The organism is Mesocryomonas lacus (assembly GCF_055730135.2).
On record NZ_JBUZWE020000008.1, the window covers coordinates 158,714 to 179,054 of the forward strand.

General features: G+C 67.2%; 18 protein-coding genes and 1 pseudogene. 9 read left to right on the plus strand and 10 right to left on the minus strand.

Annotated features, from left to right (window positions below; translation table 11 throughout):
* Window positions 1-58: 58 nt before the first annotated feature.
* On the minus strand, window positions 59-1,471 hold the full coding sequence (locus ACZLZY_RS14235) for an aminotransferase-like domain-containing protein (RefSeq protein WP_472934953.1): 1,413 nt from the start codon (window positions 1,469-1,471) through the stop codon (window positions 59-61).
* Between the two features lie 313 nt (window positions 1,472-1,784).
* Here ACZLZY_RS14235 and ACZLZY_RS14240 point away from each other — a divergent pair, with 313 nt between their 5' ends.
* The 7 genes from ACZLZY_RS14240 to ACZLZY_RS14270 all read left to right on the plus strand — a co-directional run bounded on the left by ACZLZY_RS14240 (window position 1,785) and on the right by ACZLZY_RS14270 (window position 7,604).
* Entirely contained in the window at window positions 1,785-2,264 is a 480-nt protein-coding gene (locus ACZLZY_RS14240; RefSeq protein ID WP_472934872.1) for an MSMEG_0572/Sll0783 family nitrogen starvation response protein, read from the plus strand.
* A 25-nt stretch (window positions 2,265-2,289) separates the two neighbouring features.
* On the plus strand, window positions 2,290-3,336 hold the full coding sequence (locus tag ACZLZY_RS14245; protein ID WP_472934873.1) for a Nit6803 family nitrilase: 1,047 nt from the start codon (window positions 2,290-2,292) through the stop codon (window positions 3,334-3,336).
* Window positions 3,260-4,399, plus strand: a complete 1,140-nt coding sequence (locus ACZLZY_RS14250) for an MSMEG_0568 family radical SAM protein (RefSeq protein ID WP_472934954.1) — start codon at window positions 3,260-3,262, stop codon at window positions 4,397-4,399. Before ACZLZY_RS14245 ends, ACZLZY_RS14250 begins: the two co-directional genes overlap by 77 nt.
* Window positions 4,396-4,935: an MSMEG_0567/Sll0786 family nitrogen starvation N-acetyltransferase gene (locus ACZLZY_RS14255; protein WP_472934874.1), complete on the plus strand. Its 540-nt coding sequence runs from the start codon at window positions 4,396-4,398 to the stop codon at window positions 4,933-4,935. Before ACZLZY_RS14250 ends, ACZLZY_RS14255 begins: the two co-directional genes overlap by 4 nt.
* Entirely contained in the window at window positions 4,932-5,912 is a 981-nt protein-coding gene (locus ACZLZY_RS14260) for a sll0787 family AIR synthase-like protein (protein ID WP_472934875.1), read from the plus strand. Before ACZLZY_RS14255 ends, ACZLZY_RS14260 begins: the two co-directional genes overlap by 4 nt.
* Window positions 5,913-6,035: 123 nt before the next feature.
* Window positions 6,036-6,323, plus strand: a complete 288-nt coding sequence (locus ACZLZY_RS14265) for an MSMEG_0570 family nitrogen starvation response protein (RefSeq protein WP_472934876.1) — start codon at window positions 6,036-6,038, stop codon at window positions 6,321-6,323.
* 3 nt (window positions 6,324-6,326) lie between these two features.
* Window positions 6,327-7,604 carry an MSMEG_0569 family flavin-dependent oxidoreductase gene (locus ACZLZY_RS14270; protein ID WP_472934877.1) on the plus strand — a complete coding sequence of 426 codons (1,278 nt, stop codon included), beginning with the start codon at window positions 6,327-6,329 and terminating at the stop codon, window positions 7,602-7,604.
* Window positions 7,605-7,822: 218 nt separating this feature from the next.
* Here the strand turns inward: ACZLZY_RS14270 and ACZLZY_RS14275 are convergent, their stop codons facing one another.
* The 7 genes from ACZLZY_RS14275 to ACZLZY_RS14305 all read right to left on the minus strand — a co-directional run bounded on the left by ACZLZY_RS14275 (window position 7,823) and on the right by ACZLZY_RS14305 (window position 15,889).
* On the minus strand, window positions 7,823-9,133 hold the full coding sequence (locus tag ACZLZY_RS14275; protein ID WP_472934878.1) for an arsenic transporter: 1,311 nt from the start codon (window positions 9,131-9,133) through the stop codon (window positions 7,823-7,825).
* A 102-nt stretch (window positions 9,134-9,235) separates the two neighbouring features.
* Window positions 9,236-9,943 (minus strand): arsenical resistance protein ArsH, encoded by a 708-nt coding sequence (gene arsH / locus ACZLZY_RS14280; protein WP_472934955.1) that lies wholly within the window; start codon window positions 9,941-9,943, stop codon window positions 9,236-9,238.
* A 14-nt stretch (window positions 9,944-9,957) separates the two neighbouring features.
* Window positions 9,958-10,383: an arsenate reductase (glutaredoxin) gene (gene arsC, locus ACZLZY_RS14285; RefSeq protein ID WP_472934879.1), complete on the minus strand. Its 426-nt coding sequence runs from the start codon at window positions 10,381-10,383 to the stop codon at window positions 9,958-9,960.
* Between the two features lie 9 nt (window positions 10,384-10,392).
* Window positions 10,393-10,923: an arsenate reductase ArsC gene (locus tag ACZLZY_RS14290; RefSeq protein ID WP_472934880.1), complete on the minus strand. Its 531-nt coding sequence runs from the start codon at window positions 10,921-10,923 to the stop codon at window positions 10,393-10,395.
* Complete coding sequence (locus tag ACZLZY_RS14295) at window positions 10,920-11,270, minus strand: ArsR/SmtB family transcription factor (protein ID WP_472934881.1); 351 nt, start codon at window positions 11,268-11,270, stop codon at window positions 10,920-10,922. Before ACZLZY_RS14295 ends, ACZLZY_RS14290 begins: the two co-directional genes overlap by 4 nt.
* Before the next feature lie 69 nt (window positions 11,271-11,339).
* A complete protein-coding gene (locus ACZLZY_RS14300; RefSeq protein WP_496253583.1) occupies window positions 11,340-14,168 on the minus strand; it encodes an EAL domain-containing protein in 2,829 nt (942 codons plus the stop codon).
* Window positions 14,169-14,185: 17 nt separating this feature from the next.
* Window positions 14,186-15,889 carry a FecR domain-containing protein gene (locus ACZLZY_RS14305; protein WP_472934883.1) on the minus strand — a complete coding sequence of 568 codons (1,704 nt, stop codon included), beginning with the start codon at window positions 15,887-15,889 and terminating at the stop codon, window positions 14,186-14,188.
* On the opposite strand from ACZLZY_RS14305, the gene ACZLZY_RS14310 reads away from it, so the two are divergent.
* Window positions 15,876-16,109: a hypothetical protein gene (locus ACZLZY_RS14310; protein WP_472934884.1), complete on the plus strand. Its 234-nt coding sequence runs from the start codon at window positions 15,876-15,878 to the stop codon at window positions 16,107-16,109. The two genes, ACZLZY_RS14305 and ACZLZY_RS14310, sit on opposite strands and share 14 nt — an antisense overlap.
* 151 nt (window positions 16,110-16,260) lie before the next feature.
* A complete protein-coding gene (locus tag ACZLZY_RS14315) occupies window positions 16,261-17,376 on the plus strand; it encodes a metallophosphoesterase family protein (RefSeq protein WP_472934885.1) in 1,116 nt (371 codons plus the stop codon).
* 105 nt (window positions 17,377-17,481) lie between these two features.
* Here the strand turns inward: ACZLZY_RS14315 and ACZLZY_RS14320 are convergent.
* A pseudogene (locus ACZLZY_RS14320) lies at window positions 17,482-18,748 on the minus strand (arsenic transporter).
* 71 nt (window positions 18,749-18,819) lie between these two features.
* Entirely contained in the window at window positions 18,820-20,190 is a 1,371-nt protein-coding gene (locus tag ACZLZY_RS14325) for an MFS transporter (protein ID WP_496253584.1), read from the minus strand.
* Window positions 20,191-20,341 lie beyond the last annotated feature (151 nt).

A 20,341-nucleotide genomic window follows, 5' to 3' on the forward strand; every position in this document is an offset into this window, starting at 1 on the left:
TGGCACGGGTTCTCGGGCCTCTCGTTCGGCGAGGTGGCTTGGAGGGGCTGGAGCACGTTCACCAGAAACTCGGTGCGCGCTCCGGCGTATCCTCCAGCGAATGCGCCACGAAGGTGAGGACCTTGCGCAGGTTCTCCCGGGTGATCGGCCCGCCGAGGCAGAGGCGCACGGTCTCCGGCGGCGGCGCGCTGTCGGCGACGAAGACGTCGCTCGCGACAACGCCGATGCCCGTGCCGCGCATCTGCCCGATGAAGGCGGAGCGGGTCCACCCGGCGGGGAGGGGCATCCAGATGTTGAAGGCGAGCGGGTCGCCGCGGAACGAGCCTTCGTCGAGGATTTCCCGCGCCATGCGCTGGCGGGCGCGCGCCTCGTCGCGGACGAAGGAAAGGATCGCGTCGGCCGTCCCGTCCTCGATCCACCGCGTGGCGATCGCCGCGGTGATCGGCGATGCCATGACGTTGGCGGCGGCCATCGCCGCCATGAAGGGCCAGGCGGACCGCGCATCGGGCGCAACGACATAGGCGACGCGCAGCCCGGCGCCGATGCATTTGGCGAGCCCCGCGACGTGCCAGGTGAGGTCGGGCGCGATCGCGGCAAAGGGTGGCTCGCCGTGATCGGGGATGAAGCCGTAGGCGTCATCCTCGATGATCGGCACGCCGAACTCGCGCGCGACATTGGCGATCTCCGCACGGCGGGCGGCGGGGATGGTCAGCGTCGTCGGGTTGTGAAGGGTGGGGTTCAGGTAGAGAGCTTTCGGCTCCAACGTCCGGCAAGCGGCGCGGAAGGCCGCCGGAAGAATGCCGTCCCGGTCCATCGCGATGCCGACGAGACGCAGGTCCTTCTGCGCGGCGATCGCCCGGATGCCGGGATAGGTGATGGCCTCGCAGAGGACGATGTCGCCTCCCGAGCAGAGCAGGCGGAGAATGCCAAGCAGCGCCGCATGGGCGCCGGGCGTCACGAACAGGCGCTCCTGCGTCGGGACCAAGGCCCGCCGTCCCAGCCAGTTCGATGCCGCGTCCCTGTCGCTCGGCGCGCCGCCAAAACCCTGGTAGCGCAGCAGCGCCTTCATGTTGCCGGCGACGACGGAGAAGCCCGCCTCCATTCTCGCCAGCAAAGCGGGGCTGTCCGGCTCGGGCGGCAGGTTCATGTTGAAGTCGGTGCGGGAGGAGGACGGCGGCCGGGCGAAGGACGTGGCGGCCGGGCGGTCCCGCTTCAGGCGCTCGGCCGCATCGGCGGCGATGAAGCTGCCGCGCCCGACCCGGCTGACCAGCAGCCCGCGCTTCTGTGCTTCGACATAGCCGCGGGCGACCGTCGTGAAGTCGATCCCGAGGCGCTCGGCGAGGCGGCGCTGCGGCGGCAGGCGGTCCCCCGCCACCAGCATGCCGCCCATGATGTCCGCCGCCATGCTGTCCGCCAAAGCGAGGTAACGCGGCTTGTCGCTTAGCGAGAGGTCGGGCTTCCAGTCCTGCATGGTGATCCTGACGTCGACGGGGGACCCATCCAGTAGATTGACCATACATTGACTGTATCGGGAAGCTTTTCAAAACAGCACAATGTCTTGCGTCGCAATGGTCCAAACTGCCCGAAAAGATGCAGAAGGCTGCCTATATTGATGACAGTCGCTGCCCAAAGCGCCAATTGGTCGCGCTGACTGAGTTCTATTGATCGCAAAATTGACTGCATCAATCGATCCGCGTTGACCGGATCGCCTGATGGCACCGATCCTTCTCTCGCCGCCAGTCGGCCGCGCCCGCTACCCGCATCCGTCACGAGGAAGGACAGTCATGCCCGTCGTTCAAAAAGAGCCGCATCAGAAGGGTGATTATCTCGTCGACTACGAGGAGAAGGTCTTCGAGGACGTGAAGGCCGATCCGGGCGAGCGCGCGCTCGTCACCTTCCACACCGTGGCGTTCGAGGGCTCGATCGGCTTCGTCAACCTGCTCCAGGCCACCCGCCTCTTGCGCAAGGGTTTCGAGACCAGCGTGCTGCTCTACGGGCCGGGCGTCACCCTAGGGCTTCTGCGCGGATTCCCGAAACTCGGCGACGAGGCCTTTCCAGGCCACCAGAACATGAACAACCAGCTCGTCAAGTTCATGGAGGAGGGCGGCAAGGTCTATGCCTGCCGCTTCGCCCTGCAGGCGCTCTACGGCCATGGCGAGGGCTCGCTCATCCCCGGCATCCGCCCGATCGCGCCGCAGGACGTGCTGGACCTGATCCTGCTGCACCGCAAGGACGCCTTCATGATGCACACCTGGACGGTCTGAGACCGCGGGAAGGAAGGGACTGGCCATGAAGGAGAAGCAGCTGGTCAGGGTCGCCGCGGTGCAGATCGCGCCGGACCTCGCCTCCCGCGAGGGCACGGTCGAACGTGTCCTCAACGCCATCGCGGAGGCGGCGGGCAAGGGCGCGAAACTCGTCGTCTTTCCCGAGACCTTCGTGCCTTGGTACCCCTACTTCTCCTTCTGCCACCCGCCGATGGCGACGGGGGCGGAGCACCTCCGCCTCTACGAGAACGCGGTCGCCATTCCGAGCCCGGCGACGGCGGCGGTCGCCGCGACGGCCCGTCGCCATGGCGTCGTGGTGGCGCTGGGCGTCAACGAGCGTGACCACGGCACGCTCTACAACACGCAGATCGTGTTCGACGCGGACGGGAGCATTGTCCTCAAGCGCCGCAAGATCACGCCGACCTTCCACGAGCGGATGATCTGGGGGCAAGGCGACGGCTCGGGCCTCACCGTGGTCGACACCGCCGTCGGGCGCGTCGGGGCGCTCGCTTGCTGGGAGCACTACAACCCGCTCGCCCGCTACGCGCTGATGGCCCAGCACGAGGAGATCCACGTCGCGCAGTTTCCGGGCTCGCTCGTCGGGCCGATCTTCGCCGACCAGATCGAGGTGACGATCCGCCACCACGCGCTGGAGTCCGGCTGCTTCGTGGTCAACGCCACGGGCTGGCTGACCGAAGAGCAGATCGCCGAGATCCAGCCCGACGAGAAGCTGCAGCGCGGGCTGCGCGGCGGCTGCATGACGGCGATCATCTCGCCCGAGGGCGCCCATCTCGTGCCGCCGCTGACGACGGGCGAGGGCATCCTCGTCGCCGACCTCGACATGGGCCTCATCATCAAGCGCAAGCGGATGATGGATTCGGTCGGCCACTACGCCCGTCCGGAACTCCTGTCGCTCGTCCTCGACAACCGCCGCCAGGCGCCGATGCGCGCTGCCGCCGATCCCGCCGCCCTTTCCTTCGGAGACGAAAGCGATGATGCCGATGCTGCCGACCGCGATGGACACAGCGGAACTGATCAACGAGTTGCAGTCCTTCGGCGCCCGCCTCGTTGATCCCAGGGCCGGCGCCGATTCCCGCCGGGGCGGGGCAGGGCCGTCCGACCACAAGGCGATGACCATCGACGGGATGACCGTCATGGTCCCCGTCCACACCGCACCGGCCTTCGAAAGCCCCTATCTCGTCGAGAAGCCAGACGCCTTCGGCCGCAGCCGGGTGCTCCGCGAGGGCCTGCCGATCGGCGACATCTCCTTCCCGCTCCGCCCGAAATTCTACGATCTGTCGACGGCGGACGGCATTCCCTATTCCAAGATCGCGGTGCTGCATGGACGCGACGTCCTGGCGACGACTGTCCTCCAGACCTGCATCCGCTACCAGAGCCGCACCAAGACCTGCCAGTTCTGCGCCATCGGCCAGTCGCTGGCGGCGGGGCGGACGATCGAGCGCAAGACGCCGGCGCAGCTCGGCGAGGTCGCGAAAGCCGCCGTCGAACTCGACGGGGTCAAGCACATGGTGATGACCACCGGCACGCCGCCCGGCAGCGATCGGGGCGCCGCGATCCTCTGCGAGAGCGCGGCCGGCGTGAAGGCCGCGGTCAACCTCCCCATCCAGGTGCAGTGCGAGCCGCCGGACGAGGACGCCTGGTTCGAGCGGATGCGCGTGAGCGGCGCCGATGCGCTCGGCATGCATCTCGAATCGGTGACCGAGGCGGTGCGCCACCGCATCATGCCCGGCAAGGCGCAGGTCTCGGTCGAGCGCTATTTTTCCGCCTTCGAGGCCGCGGTGCCGGTGTTCGGGCGCGGCCAGGTCTCGACCTATATCCTCGCCGGGCTCGGCGACAGTGAAGCCGAGATCCTTTCGGTGTGCGAGCGGCTGGTGGCGATCGGCGTCTACCCCTTCGTGGTGCCGTTCGTGCCGATCTCCGGCACCCCGATGGAAAGCCATCCGACACCCGATCCCGCCTTCATGCACGCAATCCTGCGCCCGCTGGCGAGGATGCTGGTCGACGGTGGGCTGAAGTCGGTCGACGTCAAGGCCGGTTGCGCCAAGTGCGGCGCGTGCTCGGCGCTCTCCACCTACGAGCGTGGCGAAGCCGATGTGAAGGGGTGCGCGGCATGATGTTTGATCCCGTCCGCTCCTTCGTCGCCCCCGGTTTCCAGATCAAGCACGCTGTCGATCCCTGGGAGAAGAAGGGGGCGGCCGCGCTCCGCCGCGCCGTCTTCTGCCGCGAGCAGGGCCTTTTCGAACAAGACGGCCGCGACGCGATCGACGATGTGGCGATCCCGATCGTCGCGCTGGCGCTTTGGGGCGTCTATGCCGATGCCGTGGTCGGGACGGTGCGCATCCACGAGGAGGCGCCCGGCCTCTGGTGGGGATCGCGCCTCGCGGTCTGCGAGCACCACCGCAAGGTCGGCGCGCTCGGCACGGCGCTGATCAAGCTCGCGGTCTCTTCCGCCCATGCGCGCGGCTGCACGCGCTTCCTCGCCCATGTGCAGAGCCAGAACGTCCTCCTCTTCCGCCGCCTGCACTGGGAGACCGTCGAGGAAGTCGAACTGCACGGGCGCCTGCATCACCGCATGGAGGCCGACCTTTCCTGCTACCCGCCATTCCACACCCCGGAGACCGGGTTCATGGCGCTGAGGGCTGCTGCGTGAGCGGCGCACTCGACCTTGCGGCGCTGGCGAAAGTCCTGCGCAGCAGCGCGGGGCTCACGGCCAAGGGCGACATTACCGAGGCGACTAGCCGGCTCGGCCTATCCGCCGCGGGAGCCGTGCCGGTCGGCGACGACTGCGCCGCCATCCCCGACGGCGAGGGCTGGCAACTTCTCGCCATTGAGGGGTTCATGAACGAGTTCGTCGCCCGCGACCCCTGGTTCGCCGGATGGTGCGGCGTGATGGTCAACATTTCCGACGTCGCCGCCATGGGTGGACGGGCCGTGGCCGTGGTCGATGCTCTCTGGGCGGCGGGCGATGCGGGGGCCGAGGCCATCATGGCCGGCCTTCGGGCGGCGTCGGAGCGCTATGGCGTCCCCATCGTCGGCGGACATACCAACCTCAAGACTGACCGCGCCCAGCTTTCCGTCGCGATCCTCGGGCGGGCGAAGCGCCTGCTGACGAGTTTCGACGCGCGGCCCGGCGACGTTCTGGTGGCGGCGATCGACCTGCGCGGGCGCTACCGCGAGCCCTTCTCCAATTTCGAGGCGGCGACGGACGCCCCGGGCGAGCGGCTGCGTGGCGATCTGGAACTCCTGCCGCGCATCGCCGAGAGCGGTCTGGCGAGGGCGGCCAAGGACATCAGCCAGGGCGGCATCGTCGGGACCGCGGCCATGTTCGCCGAGTGCTCGAAGGTCGCGATCACGATCGACGTCGGCGCGGTGCCGAAGCCCGACGGCGTGCCGCTGGAGCGGTGGCTGCTGACCTTCCCGAGTTACGGCTACCTTCTCTCGGTATCTCCGCCCAACGTCGCGGCCGTGCTCGGCCTGTTCGCCGAGCGCCAGATCGCCGCCAGCGAAATCGGCGTCGTTTCGGCGGGCGATGCAGTCTCGATCCGGGATGGGGAACGGGTGGAGGTCATCCGTAATCTCGGCGCCGAACCCCTGATCTTGCCGACGGAACTGGGTGTTGCGGCATGAGGGCTGTGGCGTCTCCCTCCGGTTCAAGCTTGCGGTCCTTTGCAGAGCGCGAGGCTGTCCCTCGCAACCGCGCACCCGGCGTAGGTGCCGAGCGCCCTCGCGCAGACGGGCCCGGAGGCATCCATGCCTGAGGTCCGCTTCACCATCCGCTGGCCCGACGGACAGTCCGAGGACTGCTACTCGCCCTCGTCGGTGATCAAGGAGCACTTGCAGCCCGGCCGTGCCTACCCGCTCGCCGAGTTCCGCGATCGAACCCGCACGGCCCTGTTGATCGCCAGCGACCGCGTCCGGGCGAAGTACGGTTTTCCCTGCTCCCAGGCCCTCGGACAGATCGAGCGCATCGAAGCCCGGTGCTGGACCTTCGCCGACACCGCCGACGCCGCCGTCGGCGTCCTCTCTTTTCAGGAGTAGTTCATGGCCGGATCGCTTCCTCCCTCGATCCCCGTCGCCATCGTGGGCGGCGGCCAGGCGGGCCTCTCCCTCAGCCACCACCTGACGTCCCGCGGCATAGGGCATCTCGTCTTCGAGAAGTCGACGGCGATGCACGTCTGGGCCGACCGGCGCTGGGACAATTTCTGCCTGGTGACGCCGAACTGGCAGTGCGACTTGCCGGGCCACGCCTATGACGGCCCGGACCCCGACGGGTTCATGACCAAGCCCGAGATCCTCGACTACCTCGCGGCCTTCCGCGCGAAGGTGGACGCGCCGCTCCGCGAGGGGACGGCCGTCACCCGGATCGTGCCGCAGCCGGGGGGCGGGTTTCTCGTCGAAACGTCAGCCGGCTCGCTCCACGCCGATCAGGTCGTTGCGGCGTCCGGAGGGTACACGGTGCCGATCATGCCGGCCTATGCCAGGGACCTGCCGGCTTCGATCGTCCAGATTCACTCGGAACAGTACCGCAATGCCCAGCAGCTGCCGGACGGCCCGGTGCTCGTCGTCGGCTCCGGCCAATCCGGCGCGCAGATCGCCGAGGACCTGCATCTGGAGGGGCGGCGCGTGCATCTCGCCGTCGGCAATGCACCCCGCTGCGCGCGCTTCTACCGCGGCCGGGACGTCGTCACCTGGCTCGCCGATATGAACTACTACGACATCCCCGTCGAGGAGCACCCCTTGCGCGAAGGCGTGCGCGACAACACCAACCACTACGTCACCGGTCGCGACGGCGGCCGCGACATCGACCTCCGGCGCTTTGCCCTAGAGGGCATGCGGCTCTACGGCCATCTCGAAGGCTTCGCGCAAGGGTGCCTGCAGTTTCAGCCGACCGTCGCGGCGAGCCTCGACGAGGCCGATCGCACCTACAACCGCATCAACGCCTCGATCGACCGCTTCATCCTGGAGCAGGGCCTGGAAGCGCCCCCGGCCTCGGTCTACGCGCCGGTCTGGCAGCCTGAGGGCGAGACGACATCACTCGACCTCGTGGCAGAGGGGATCGCCGCCGTGGTCTGGTGCATCGGTTTCCGCCCCGACTTCGGCTGGCTGGAAGCGCCGGTCTTCGACGACCAGGGCCATCCGAAGCACCGGCGCGGCGTGACGGACGTCGACGGCCTCTATTTCCTCGGCCTGCCCTGGCTCCACACCTGGGGCTCGGGCCGGTTCTCCAGCGTCGGCAGGGACGCTGCCTATCTGGCGGACGCCATTGAGGGTGCCCTCAAAACGCGACAGGCCCCGCGCCGTCTCGCCGCCGCGGTTTGACGCCGATGAACGCGACGGCCGTCGAGGCGTGATCGCCGACGGCGGATATTGCCGCCGCCGTCCGTCTTCCGCCACCCGAGATAAACGTGCTTCTCGGGATGCAGCAACTCTCCGGCGTCGGTTCGTTTGAGAACGGCTCCCACGGGAACAGGTGGCGGACCCGTTCGAGCTGGGCACGCTGAGGGCGGCGGTGTCCGCTCAATCGCCGCATGAGCTTGTTATCGGGACGCCACGACCGGGAGCCAGATCCAGAGGGCGACGAGCGTTGCGAACAGCACCGGCGGCGTGAGGACGAGACCGACCTTCATGTACTGGCCCCAGGTGATCGTCTGCCCTTTGCCAGCGAGAACGTGCAGCCAGAGCAGTGTTGCGAGCGAGCCGATCGGCGTGAATTTCGGGCCGAGGTCGTTGCCGATGACGTTGGCGTAGACCATGAGGTCTCGGGTGACGGGGTCGAGGGCGGCGCGGTCGATGGCGAGCGCCCCGACGAGGGTGGCGGGCATGTTGTTCATGACGGAAGCCAGCACCGCGACGACGAACCCCGTGCCGACGGTGGCAACGAATGTCCCTTGCGCGCCGAGCCAGACGAGGATGCCGGCAGCGATGTCGGTGAGGCCGGCATTTCCGAGGCCGTAGACCACCAGATACATGCCGACCGAGAACAGGACGATCTGCCAGGGCGCCTCGCGGAGGACTTTGGCGAGCGGCACCACGGCGCCGCGCCGGCCAGAGAACCAGCGTCCGGCGATGGCGAGGAGGACGAGGGCCGCAGCGCCTGTGACGAAGGCGATGGGAACGCCGAGCGGGCCGGTGACGAAGTAGGCGACAAGCAGAAGGCCGAGGAGCGGGAAGGCCGCGCGGAAGACGGCGGGGTCCTTGATAGCGCTGGCCGGTGCCTCAAGCTCGCCCAGCGGATAGGTGGCCGGGATGTCCTTGCGAAAGTATCCCCAGAGGACAGCCAGCGTCGCCGCGAGCGCCACGACGTCGACGGGCACCATGACCGCGGCATAGCGGCCGAAGGAGATGTCGAAGTAGTTGGCGGTGACGATGTTGACGAGGTTGGAGATCACCAGCGGCAGGCTTGTCGTGTCCGCGACGAAGCCGCAGGCGACGATGAAGGCGAGGGCGCCGGCGGGCGGAAAGTTGAGACGGAGGAGGATCGCCAGCACGATCGGGGTCAGCAGCAGTGCCGCGCCGTCATTGGCGAAGAAGGCGGCGATCACCGCGCCAAGGACGATGACGAGCGGGAAGAGCTTGCGCCCGTTGCCGCCTCCCCAGCGGGCGACGTGCAGCGCTGCCCAGGCGAAGAATCCGGCCTCGTCGAGGATCAGCGAGATGACGATAAGCGCGACGAAGGTGAAGGTCGCGTCCCAGACGATGTCCCAGACCACGCCGACATCGGCCCAGCCGACGACGCCCGTCAGCAGGGCGAGCAAGGCGCCGCCGAGCGCCGACCAGCCGATGCCGAGCCCCCTGGGCTGCCAGATCACGAGAACCAGGGTGGCGACAAAGATCGCGAAGGCGAGCATGGGCGGTTTCCAGGCAGGAGAATGCCGGTCGAGGGACGGGGCAGAGCGTCCTGTCCCGGGACCGGCGGGCGGATGGGCCGGGCGCTTCGGCGCCCGGCAGCGTCAGATCGAGGCCTGGTTCACCCGCTTCATCAGCGCTTCCGCGCTCTCGACCCGCTCGGAATAGCGGTCGGTGAGGTAGGCGGAGCGGCCGCGCGTCATCACGGTGAACTTTGCCAGCTCCTCGCAGACGTCGACGATGCGGTCGTAGAGGCCTGAAGGCTTCATGCGCCCGGCCTCGTCGAACTCGAGGAAGGCTTTCGGCACGGAGGACTGGTTGGGGATGGTGATCATCCGCATCCAGCGGCCGAGGACGCGCATCTGGTTGACGGCGTTGAAGCTTTGCGAGCCGCCGGAGACCTGCATCAACGCCAGCGTCTTGCCTTGCGTCGGGCGCCTCGCGCCGTCGCTAAGCGGGATCCAGTCGATCTGCGCCTTCAGGATCGCCGTCATCGCGCCGTGCCGCTCAGGGCTCACCCACACCATGCCCTCCGACCAGTCGGCGAGGTCGCGCAGCTCGCGCACCTTCGGGTGGTCGGGCTCTGCGCCGTCCGGCAGCGGCAAGCCGCGCGGATCGAAGCTCTGGACCTCGCAGCCGAACCAGCGCAGGAGCCGGGCGGCTTCCTCCGAGACCAGCCGCGAGTAGGAGCGCGCGCGGAGCGAGCCGTGGAGGACGAGAATGCGGGGTGCATGCGCCGGCGCGCCGGGGCCGGCCAGCGCCGCCACGTCGATCGGGCGGAGCTGATCGAGCGCGACGTTGGGAAGGTCCATCGAGAGCGGGTCGGTCACGCCGCCGGTCCCGGGGCGGTACCGACTGATGTCACGGCCTCACCGTCCTCCTTGGTGAAGGACGCAACGGGGTTGTCGAGGAGCGGCAGCACCTTCTCGGACGGGCGGCAGAGCGCGACGCCCTTGTCGGTGACGACGATCGGGCGGTTGATCAGGATCGGATGCGCCATCATGGCGTCCAGCAGTTCCTCGTCGGAGAGATGCGGGTCGTCGAGGCCGAGCTCGGCATAGGGCGTGCCCTTCTCGCGCAGGAGGTCGCGCGGCTTCATGCCCATGACGTCGAGGAGTTCGATCAGCGTCTCCCGGCTCGGCGGCGTCTTCAGATACTCGATGATCCTCGGCTCCTCGCCGGACTGGCGGATCATCTCCAGCGTGTTGCGGGACGTGCCGCAGGCGGGGTTGTGGTAGATCGTGACGGTCATCATGTTCTCTCAGGCAACGTCGGACGGGCGGAACGAGGCGCCTTCGAGCTGCCCGATCTCGCGGACTTTCACGGCGAGCCGGGTGCGCTCAAGGCTTTCGATCGGCAAGGCGGTGAAGACCGAAATCCGGTTCTTCAGGTAGCGGAAGGCGGTGGTGAAGGCGGCGCGCTGCCAGATCTCGCCGCGGCTCTCCTGGCTCGGATCCTCGATGCCCCAATGCGCGGTCATCGGCTGCCCCGGCCAGACCGGGCAGGCTTCGCCGGCGGCCTGATCGCAGACGGTGAACACGAAATCCATGATCGGCGCCTGCGGGGTCGCGAACTCGTCCCATGCCTTCGAGCGCATGCCGTCGGTCGGGTATCCGAACTCCTCCAGCACGCTCAAGGCCATCGGGTTGACCTCGCCCTTGGGACGGCTTCCCGCGGAGAAGGCGACGAACCGGTTGCCGCCCTCCTTGCGCAGGATGCTCTCGGCCAGGATCGAGCGGGCGGAGTTGCCCGTGCAGAGGAACAGGACGTTGAAAGGGGTGCCTTGGGTCACGTGCAGGTCTCCAGGGAACAGGAAGGGGAGGTGAGCGTGGTCAGGTCGCCGCAGATCTCAGGCTTGCCGTCGCAGCAATCCTCGGTGAGGAAGCCGAGGAGCTGGCGCATGTCATTGTAGCTGGCGGCGTAGAGGATGCGGCGCCCATCCCGGCGCGAGGCGATGAGCCCCGAGCGTTCAAGCGTCGCTAGGTGGAAGCTCATCCGCGTCGGGGCAATGGCGAGCCGCTCGGCGATCTCGCCGGACGGAACGCCGTTCGGCCCCGCCCGGACGAGCATGCGGAAAGCGGCGAGCCGGTCGGCATGGGCAAGGGCGGAAAGGGCGGCAACGGCGCGGTCATCATTCATGTCTGCTATTATGCAAACATCCTTGTAGAGTTCAAGCGCGTGCCGACTTATGTCCGCCGGGTATGGCGTTTAGCCGTTCATTTCTGTTGCGTCTGCGATAGGCGTCGTCGCTGGGTTCGGCATGCCGTTGATGAGGACCTCGAAGGCCGTCCGGCTGACCGGCTTGGAGTACAGATAGCCTTGCCCTTCGCGACAGCCGATCGCTTGAAGCACTTCGGCCTGCTCCAGCGTCTCGATTCCCTCGGCAATGACCCGGATATCGAGACCCTCTCCAAGCGTGATGACGGATTTGAGGACAGCGATCGACGGCGGGCTCTCCGGGGCGTCCGTCACGAAGCTCCGGTCGATCTTGATCTTCGAGATCGGGAAGCGCCGGAGGTAGCCGAGGGACGAATAGCCGGTGCCGTAGTCGTCTAGGGCAAAGCTGATGCCAAGGGCCGTCAGAGCCGCGAAGGCCTCCTGCAGGCCGCTGCTCTCCGAGACGAAGGCGGACTCGGTGATCTCCAGTTCGAGCCGTCTGGCCGGAAGGCCCGACAGCGCCAAGGCACGTGTCACCGCCGCCACGAGATCGCCGGCTTCAAACTGAATCGGCGACACGTTGACCGCTACCTTCACGCTATCGGGCCAGCCTGTAGCAGCAAGGCAGGCTGTTTCGAGGACGAAGGTGCCGAGCCGGTGGATGTACCCCATTTCCTCGGCGACCGGGATGAAGGCGATGGGCGAGATGTAACCGCGCACCGGATGCCGCCAGCGCACGAGCGCTTCCGCGCCAATGATCCTGGCATTCTCGATCAGCACTTGCGGTTGATAGACGACCTCGAACTCGCCCTTGTCCAAGGCGTTCTCGATATCGCGTTCGAGCGTGAGACGGGCAAGGCGGTCGACCTCCATGCCGCTGTCGAAGACGGCGATCCGCTCGCTGGCCAGTGACTTCGCTCGGTAGAGCGCAATGTCGACCTGGCGCATCATGTCGGTCCCATCCACGGAATGATGCTGCCACCAGCCGATGCCGACGCTGGAGCCGACCGAGATGCGGTGCCCCCTAATGAGGTAAGGCTCGCGGATGGCGGCGAGCAGGCGCTGGGCGGCCTCGACGGCTGTCGCGACGTCGGCGCACCGCAACAGGATCGCGAACTCGTCTCCCCCGATCCGCGCTACAAGGGCCTCCGGTCCGACCACGCGGCGGGCACGCCGTGCCGTCTCGACCAGCACCGCATCGCCGGTCCCGTGGCCCAGGGCATCGTTGACGGCCTTGAACCGATCAAGATCGAACGCCATCAGCGCGACGCCGTCCGGACGTTCCGCGTCGCCCAGGTCCGAGATTGCGCCTTCGAGGGCGCGGCGATTGGCGAGTCCCGTCAGCATATCGTGCAGCGCCTGGTGCCGCAGCCGCTGCTGCGCACGCTCGCGGTCGGTAACGTCGCGGAGCGTCAGGCAAAGATGCAGGACATCGTCCGCGGCGGCATCCTCGTGCGCGGTCACTCCTCTCATCCAGAAGGGCGCAATCGAATATTCGATCACGCGCTCTTCCTCCCCGGCATCGAGCGTCAGATGCCGCAATGTCCGGTCGGCATGGGCAGCTCTTGTCGATCCGATCCGGGCAGCTTCGCTGAGCGCCTCGCTCAGTGCAGGCGGCAGGTCGCCCAGAAGCGCGATCGGGACCGGACTGCGCAGAAGGGTCGCCGCCTCGACATTACTGCGCGCGATCCGGCCATCGCCATCGACGATGACGATACCGTCGAAGCTTTCGTCGACGACATGCTCGAGCATGCCCTCTGAGTTCGATGCGTGGAGCCGGGCGAGCCAGACCCGGAGCCGGCCAAGGTTGAACTCGCGCAGGAGCGTCAGGATCATCAGGCCAAGGCCGAGGCCGTGAAGGCTCGCCGTTTGCAGCGCCACGGTCCCGTATCGCTGGAGGAGGAAGGCACCGCCTTCCAGCAACACCATCGCGGCGATCAGGGCGAAGACGGCGCGCCTTGCCGGAACGCATGCGATGGCGGCAAGGGCGAGGATCCCGATGATTGCCAGCGCTGCGATGGGCACGGGCCTCTCGGTGATCTCCCGCTTCTGGATCAGCGTCTCGGCCGCCAGCGCGTGAACGAGCGATCCCGAAACCGTCCCGAAGACGGGCACGGTGAACAGGTCGCGCAACTCGGCGGCGCTGGCGCCGACGATCAGCGTCTTGCCGGCGAGAGCTTCTGGCGCCACGCGGCGGTGGAGAAGGTCGACAAACGAAATGCGCGGTATCTGAGAGGCGGCGATGCTGTAGTCGATGCCGAAAGTGCCGGTCTGGGTCTCACGGCCGGCGACAACCGACGCCAGCGAGGACAGGGTTTCTCCCGCAATGTCTGTCGCAAACGGCACGCGCCGCAGCCGCCCGTCGGGGTCGATGGCGACGTCGACACCGACGGGCCACGACGCCTGGAGCAGCGAGTCGATCGGCATGGCCGCGTGAAGCGTCGCGGCGCCCGTCGTCTCGGGCTGCGCGAAGGCGGCGAGGTAGGTTTCTATCCCCGCATTGGCGAGCGCGTCACCGAAAGCCTGATCTTCCGTCGCCGTCGAGGACGATGAGAAATCGATGTCGAAGGCCACGCGCTCGGCCCGCGCTGCCGCAGCCGATGCGAGCATTTCGCCGTAGAGGTGTCTCGGCCATGGCCAGATCCCGACGTCGGAAAGGCTCTTTGCATCGATATCGACGAGGACGATGCTGCCGCTGGGCGAGCGGCTGTGCGCCGAAAAACGCAGTTCCGACAGGCGGTTGTCGAGCGCATCGAAGAGCCCGGTCGCCTGCGCCACGGAAAGGCCCAGCGCCAGCAACCCGAACAGCCCCATTTTCCGAAACGCGCGGAAAAGCGCCGGCCGAGGTTTGCTGGCCGACGTCAGTTGATCCCTGGACATACCAGCGGTCCCGTCCGTCAGTGCTTACCCTTGCCGTTGCCGCTGCCACCAGCGTTTCCGTTGCCGCCGGCGTTGCCGTTGGCGTCGGCATTGCTGTTGCCGCCGGCATTGCTGTTGCCGCCGGCATTGCCGTTGCCGCCGGCATTGCTGTTGCCGCCGGCATTGCCGTTGCCGGCGGCATTGCCGTTGCCGCCGGCATTGCCGTTGCCGCCGGCGTTGCCGTTGCCGCCGGCGTTGCCGTTGCCGCCGGCATTGCCGTTGCCGGCGGTATTGCCGTTGCCGCCGGCATTGCCGTTGCCGCCGGCGTTACCGTTGGCGTCGGCATTGCCGTTGCCGCCGGCGTTACCGTTGGCGTCGGCATTGCCGTTGCCGCCGGCGTTGCCGTTGCCGCCGGCATTGTCTTTGCCACCGTTTCCGTCACCCTTGTCGCTGTCGCCAGGTTCGTTGCCGTTTCCTTTGCTCTTGCCAGCGTCACCGGCGCTACCGCCCGGTCCGTTGCCGCTCTCTTTACCCTTGTCGCCACCTGGGTTGCCCTTGTCGTCCTTTCCATCGTCACCGACGCTGCTGCCCGGTTCGCTGCCGTTCCCCTTGCCCTTGCCCTTGCCAGGGTTGCCCTTGCCGTCCTTCCCGTCGTCACCGACGCTGCCCGGTCCGTTGCCGTTCCCCTTGCCGTTGCCTTTGCCAGGCTTGCCGTTGCCGCCCTTGCCGTCGACGTTGATGCCGCCGCCAGGTCCATTGCCCGTCTCTTTGTCCTTGCCACCGCCAGGCTTGCCTTTGCCGCCCTTGCCGTCGTCACCAGTGTCGCCGCGAGGTGCGTTGCCGTTCCCCTTACCTTTGCCGCCGCCAGGGGTGCCCGTGCCGTCCTTCCCGTCGTTGCCGCCGCTGCTGCCGTTACCGTTGCCCTTGCCGCTTCGATCGCCATTGTCGCTTCCCCCGCGGTCGCTCCGGCCATCGCTGTTGCTGTTGTCGCCCGAACGCGCGGACGATGTCTGCGAGCCCCGGTTGTCAGAAGCGGCGGAAGGCGTCGTGGAACCCGCATCGCTTGTCCCGGGACCGGCGGTCGACGCACTGGCCTCGCCGACCCGGGCTTCGGCGCTGAATTCCTTCATGGTCATTCCCGCCGGCGCAACGGATGGCGAGGAAGGCGTGCCCGATGCTACCGCCGGCGCATTCACGCCGCCCGTGCTAAGGCCGCCCTTCGCGGAGGCAACGCTGGCGTTCTGCCCCGCGCCCACCGCGGCCGTCTGACCCGTCCGCAGATCGCTGACCTGAACAAGGCCACGGGTGACCCCGATGTTCGTCTTCGCCCTGGCAACGCTAACCGTGAACTTCGTGCCCTTCACGACGGCCGCCATGTAGGGCGTCTGCACCGTGAAGTGCGGCTGCTTCCGCTTCTCGATGTCGAACTCGATACTGCCGGCCTTCTGCCTGACCTCCGTCTTCGCGCTGAAGAAGGATTTGGGGACGACCGCTGCCACGCTGTTCGGCATCAAGGTCATCACATTGTTCTCGCTGACGAGACGCACGCGGCCGTTCGACCCCGTCGCAATGGTCAGACCCTCGGCGATCTTCATCTCCCGTTTGATCTCGAAGCGCTCTTTCGACTGCGAGATGGCATAGGCGGTGCCTGAGACGCGATCGACCAACCATTCTCTGGCCATCGCAACGCTGCCGCTGAAGGCCCAGCCAATGATCGTAAGAAGAAAGATGAATGTTTTCATCGTGTGTATCCGCCATTCCGAAGTCAGCGGAGACTATGATTGTCCAGCTAAGGACCACTTAATCAGAAGCGGACAAGTGATGTCGAAAGTGCATTTCCTGCGCGACTGGGCCTATGAGGAGCATTCGCGCGCGACACTCGCTCGAAGACAGGCCGGTGAATCAATGATGCCAGTGCTCGCAGTGCTCATGCCGGCAGAAAAGTTGCGAGAGCGTTCGTGAAGGAAGGCTCTGTCGTCTTGTCAGTTGGTCCGACAGCCGCCGAGGCTGGGTCGCAGAACCGCGGGCAGCCGATGGAACCGCCCCTCCGGAGACCCATTACTCAGCGGCCAATTGTTCGGCTCAGCGAGCATTTGGGCTGGGATAGCATGCCATGGTGACTTGGTTGCAGCTTGGCGACTTGCATGCCTGCGAGGGCGATGATTGGGACAGCCTGTCGACGTTCCAGCGTCTTGTCGCGGAGGCGAACGAAGGCTGTTCGGGGCGCATCGGCTTCGCGGTTCTGCCGGGTGACAACGCCAACCATGCGACGCGGGAGCAGTTCAAGCGCGTGGCGGAAGTCGCCGCCGGGCTGGCTTCGCCGCTATTCATCCTCCCGGGTGACCACGACTTCGAGGCAGGGCATCTCGACGACTTCCGCCAATACCTCGCGGCGCAGCCCCTGCCACGCATGGAAACGATCGGCGCCGCTCGCATTCTGCTCCTCGACATCGTCCGCGCCGGATCGGGCGGTCCGGATTTTCGTCTGGGACAGTCACAGTCTGCCTGGTTGAGGCGGCGGCTGGCGGAGGAAACCGATGCCCCGACCCTCGTCTTCATGCATGCCTTCCCCGAGGACCTGCACGAGGGCGGCGAGGCGGTGGCGACAGCCCTCGCAGAAGGCGGCGTTTCCTATGTTGGGACCGGGCATACCCACTACAACGACGTGTTGAACGACGGGCACGTCATCTATGGCGCGACCCGTTCGACCGGGGAAATCGAGGAGGGGCCGCCGGGTTTCACCGTCTCAGCGCTGGACGGCGATGTCGTCTCCTGGCGCTTTCGCGCGCTGGGATCCGGCTGGCCCTTCGTGCTCATCACCTCGCCCTCCGACATCCGGCTGGTCACGAAGGCGCAGTCGCGTACTCAGGTGCCCGACCGTTCCTTCGAGGTCCGCGCGGAAGTCTTCGGTGCTGGGCCCCGCACGCGGGTCACGGCAACGCTCGACGGCGGGGGAGAGCGGCAGCTGACGCCGGACGGGAGTGGCATCTGGTGCTGCCGCTTCGACGACGTCGCGGACGGACTGCGTGTCCTCGCCGTGACGGCGGTGTCGGAGGACGGCGCCAGCAATACCGACATCGTCGAGGTGCTGGTGCGCAATCCGCGAGAACGGCCGAAGCGCGGTCCGGCCACGGCTCTCGGGCACTCCGTGCACTCCGTCCGCTCCTGGCCGAGCCACGGCATTCCCGGTGGACGCCTTGGGCCGAACGCGAACGGCCGCAAGTGGTAGGCTAGCCGCGTCGGATCAGCCCGCTCGACCCAGTTGCAGAACGGCCGCTCTCCGGTCGTTCCAACATTGCGATCTTCGGCTGAGCCGACAGCGGTTTCCCCGCGCTCAGTTCCAGGGCTGGAAGAGGACTGCGCCGAGCGCGAGGAGAAGCGCCGGCGGCATGACGACGATGCCGATCTTCAGGAAGCTCCACGCGCCGAAGGACAGGCCCTCCCGGCGAAGCGCGGTCAGCCAGAGGATGGTCGCGAGCGACCCCGTGACCGAGAGGTTGGGGCCGATGTCGATGCCGACGAGGATCGCGTCGATGACCTTCTGAGGCAGGTCCGCGGCCGTCGTGAAGGCGCCGGCGAGGAGGCCGAGCGGCAGGTTGTTGGTAAGGTTCGTGCCGAAGGCGAGTGCGGTGCCGGCAAGGAACGCGCCGGTTTCCGGGTTGGCGTTCAGCGGACCCTGGAGGTGGCCGACGAGCATCGCCTGCACCCCGCTGACTTCCAGGGCGCGGACGATCACGAAGAGGCCGGCGACGAGGATCAGCGTATCCCAGGAAATCTCCTTCAACAGGGGAAGCGGGCTGGTGCGTTCGCCGACCGTGACGGCGAGCGCGGTGAGGAGGCCCGCGATCAACGTCGGAAGTCCAAGCTCCAGCCCGAGGGCGGAGGAGCCGAGCAGCACGGCGGCAGCGGCCGCAAGGCCGATCGCCGCGATGCGTCCCCCGGTCGACAGAGCGGGAATGTCGATGTCCGTGTTCGTCGTTCCCGTGAGGTTGGCACGCTGCGTCAGCCGCAGCAGGAAGAATGTCGCGCCGATCGCGGCGACCGAGGGAAGCGCGAAGCGGGCAAGCCAGTCGCCGAGCGCCGGCATGTCCGCCCCGAAGACGACGAGGTTGGCCGGGTTGGAGATGGGCAGCACGAAGGAAGCGGCATTGGCGACGAAGGCGCAGACGAGGAGGTAGGGAATGGGCGACGTGACTTTGGCTGCCCGTGCCACTGCGATGACGGCTGGCGTCAGCACGACCGCGGTCGCGTCGTTCGACAGGAACACCGTGACGAGCGTGCCGATCAGGTAGACAAGACCGAAAAGCCGTTGTGGCGAGCCCTTGGCTGAACGGGCGGCATAGGCTGCCAGAAAGTCGAAGAGCCCCTCGCGGCGGGCTGTTTCGGCGAGCAGCATCATGCCCGCAAGAAAAAGATAGACGTCTGTGCCCGAGGCGATGCCGTGCAGCGCTTCGGGCCAGGGAAGGAGGCCGATGACGACGAGAAGCACCGCCCCGGCGAGGGCGTAAACCCATTCCGGCTTGTTCAGCGGCCTGAAGATGACGCCGAAGACTGAAAAGGGCGCTGATACCCCAGGTGGCAAGGTTAACGCTGAGGGGCATGGGAACGCCTGGCTTGCCGGGGGAAGCCGGCGATGGGTATCGGATCTCTACGGATGTTGGCGAGCGATCTGTCAATCACCCTTGCAGGCGGCTGCAACTTTCGAAGCACAGACAAGCCAGAGCACCAAGCCGCACAGCGCGAAGCCCGCGAGCGCCAGGTAAGCGACGGAGAACCCGTAGCGTGCGACGATCACGCCGGCGATGGCCGGGCTGAGCGAGGCGCCGACACCCTGCACCGTCATCACCGCGCCAAGGCCCGCATTGATATGACCGGTACCCTTCAACATGCGCGCGACGAGGCCAGGGACCGCGACGCCGAGCAATCCGGCCCCGACGCCATCGAGCATCTGCACGGGAATCAGCGCGTAAGGGCTTGGCCAGAGGCCGGCGATCAATCCCCGGAGCGGCATGGCGACCAGGGCCGCGACGAGGAGCAGAAAGTAGCCGCGGCGGCCTGCGAAGCCCGCTGCCAACAGTGCGATAGGGATCATCGTCAACTGGGCGATGATGACGGTCGCGGCCGTATACGAGACCGGGTCGGACAGGAGCATCTGCAGCGTCGAATGTTGGGTGCTCGGCTCCGCCGCCGGCCGGCCTGCGGTTGCCTGTCCCGGCGCGATCGTCACCGACGGCGCCGTCGCATTGGCGTCGGATGGCGCCGTGCCTTGCGTCGAGGCTTCAGGGGATGCCGTCGTCGCGCCGGCAGGTGCGGTGTCGCTACTTTCCGCCTGTGTCGCGACCTGCTGGCCGAGCAGCGGCAGCATGGCGCCGTTGCCGAAATGGAAGAGCATCAAGGTCGCGGCCAGAACGAGCAGAGGTGTCGACTTCCAGAGCACGCTGAAACCCGACGGCGCCTCTTTCTCGTCTCCGCTCGACTTCTCGAGGCCGCGCGCGGCGTCGTGGTCGATGTCGTCTGCCTTGATCATCAGGACAGCGACAATGGAGCCGGCCGCCATGACGGTCATGAGGATGAAGACGGCGGTGAGGCCGAACTCGTAGCCGAAGAAGCCGGCACCAGCCGCTGCAAAGACGTTGCCGCCATGGTTCCAGGCTTCGTTGCGGCCGAGCTGGGGCGCAAGGCCCTTTTGTCCGACGAGACCGAGCGTCAGGCCGGCAATGGCCGGGCCGATAGCGGCGCCCGCAATGCCGGTCGCGACCTGCGAGGCCGTGACGAATGCGAAGGTCGGGACAAACAGGATGGCGACCGAGGCGATGATCACCAGCGCCGCGCAGAAGGCGACCATGAAGCGCTTGGCCTTCGACGCGTCGGCCAGCGCGCCCAGCGGTGTCGTCGCCAGCATGCCGGCGATGCCGCCGATGGTCATGACGTAACCGATGGTGGCCGTGCTCCAGCCTTGCCCGATCAGGAAGATGCCGAGAAAGGGACCGAGACCGTCCCGGACGTCGGCGAGGAAGAAGTTGACCGCGCCGAGAGCCTTCAAGGATCTCGATCGAGCAACCGGGCGTCCGGACGGAAGTGCTTCTGCAACCGTGGTCATATGCGCATCCTGGAGGGGTTCCAAGCCGACATCTGTGCGTAACCGCACTGACTGGCCGGCCTCTCAATGCGCCGTCCGTGTTATGGTTGCTCAC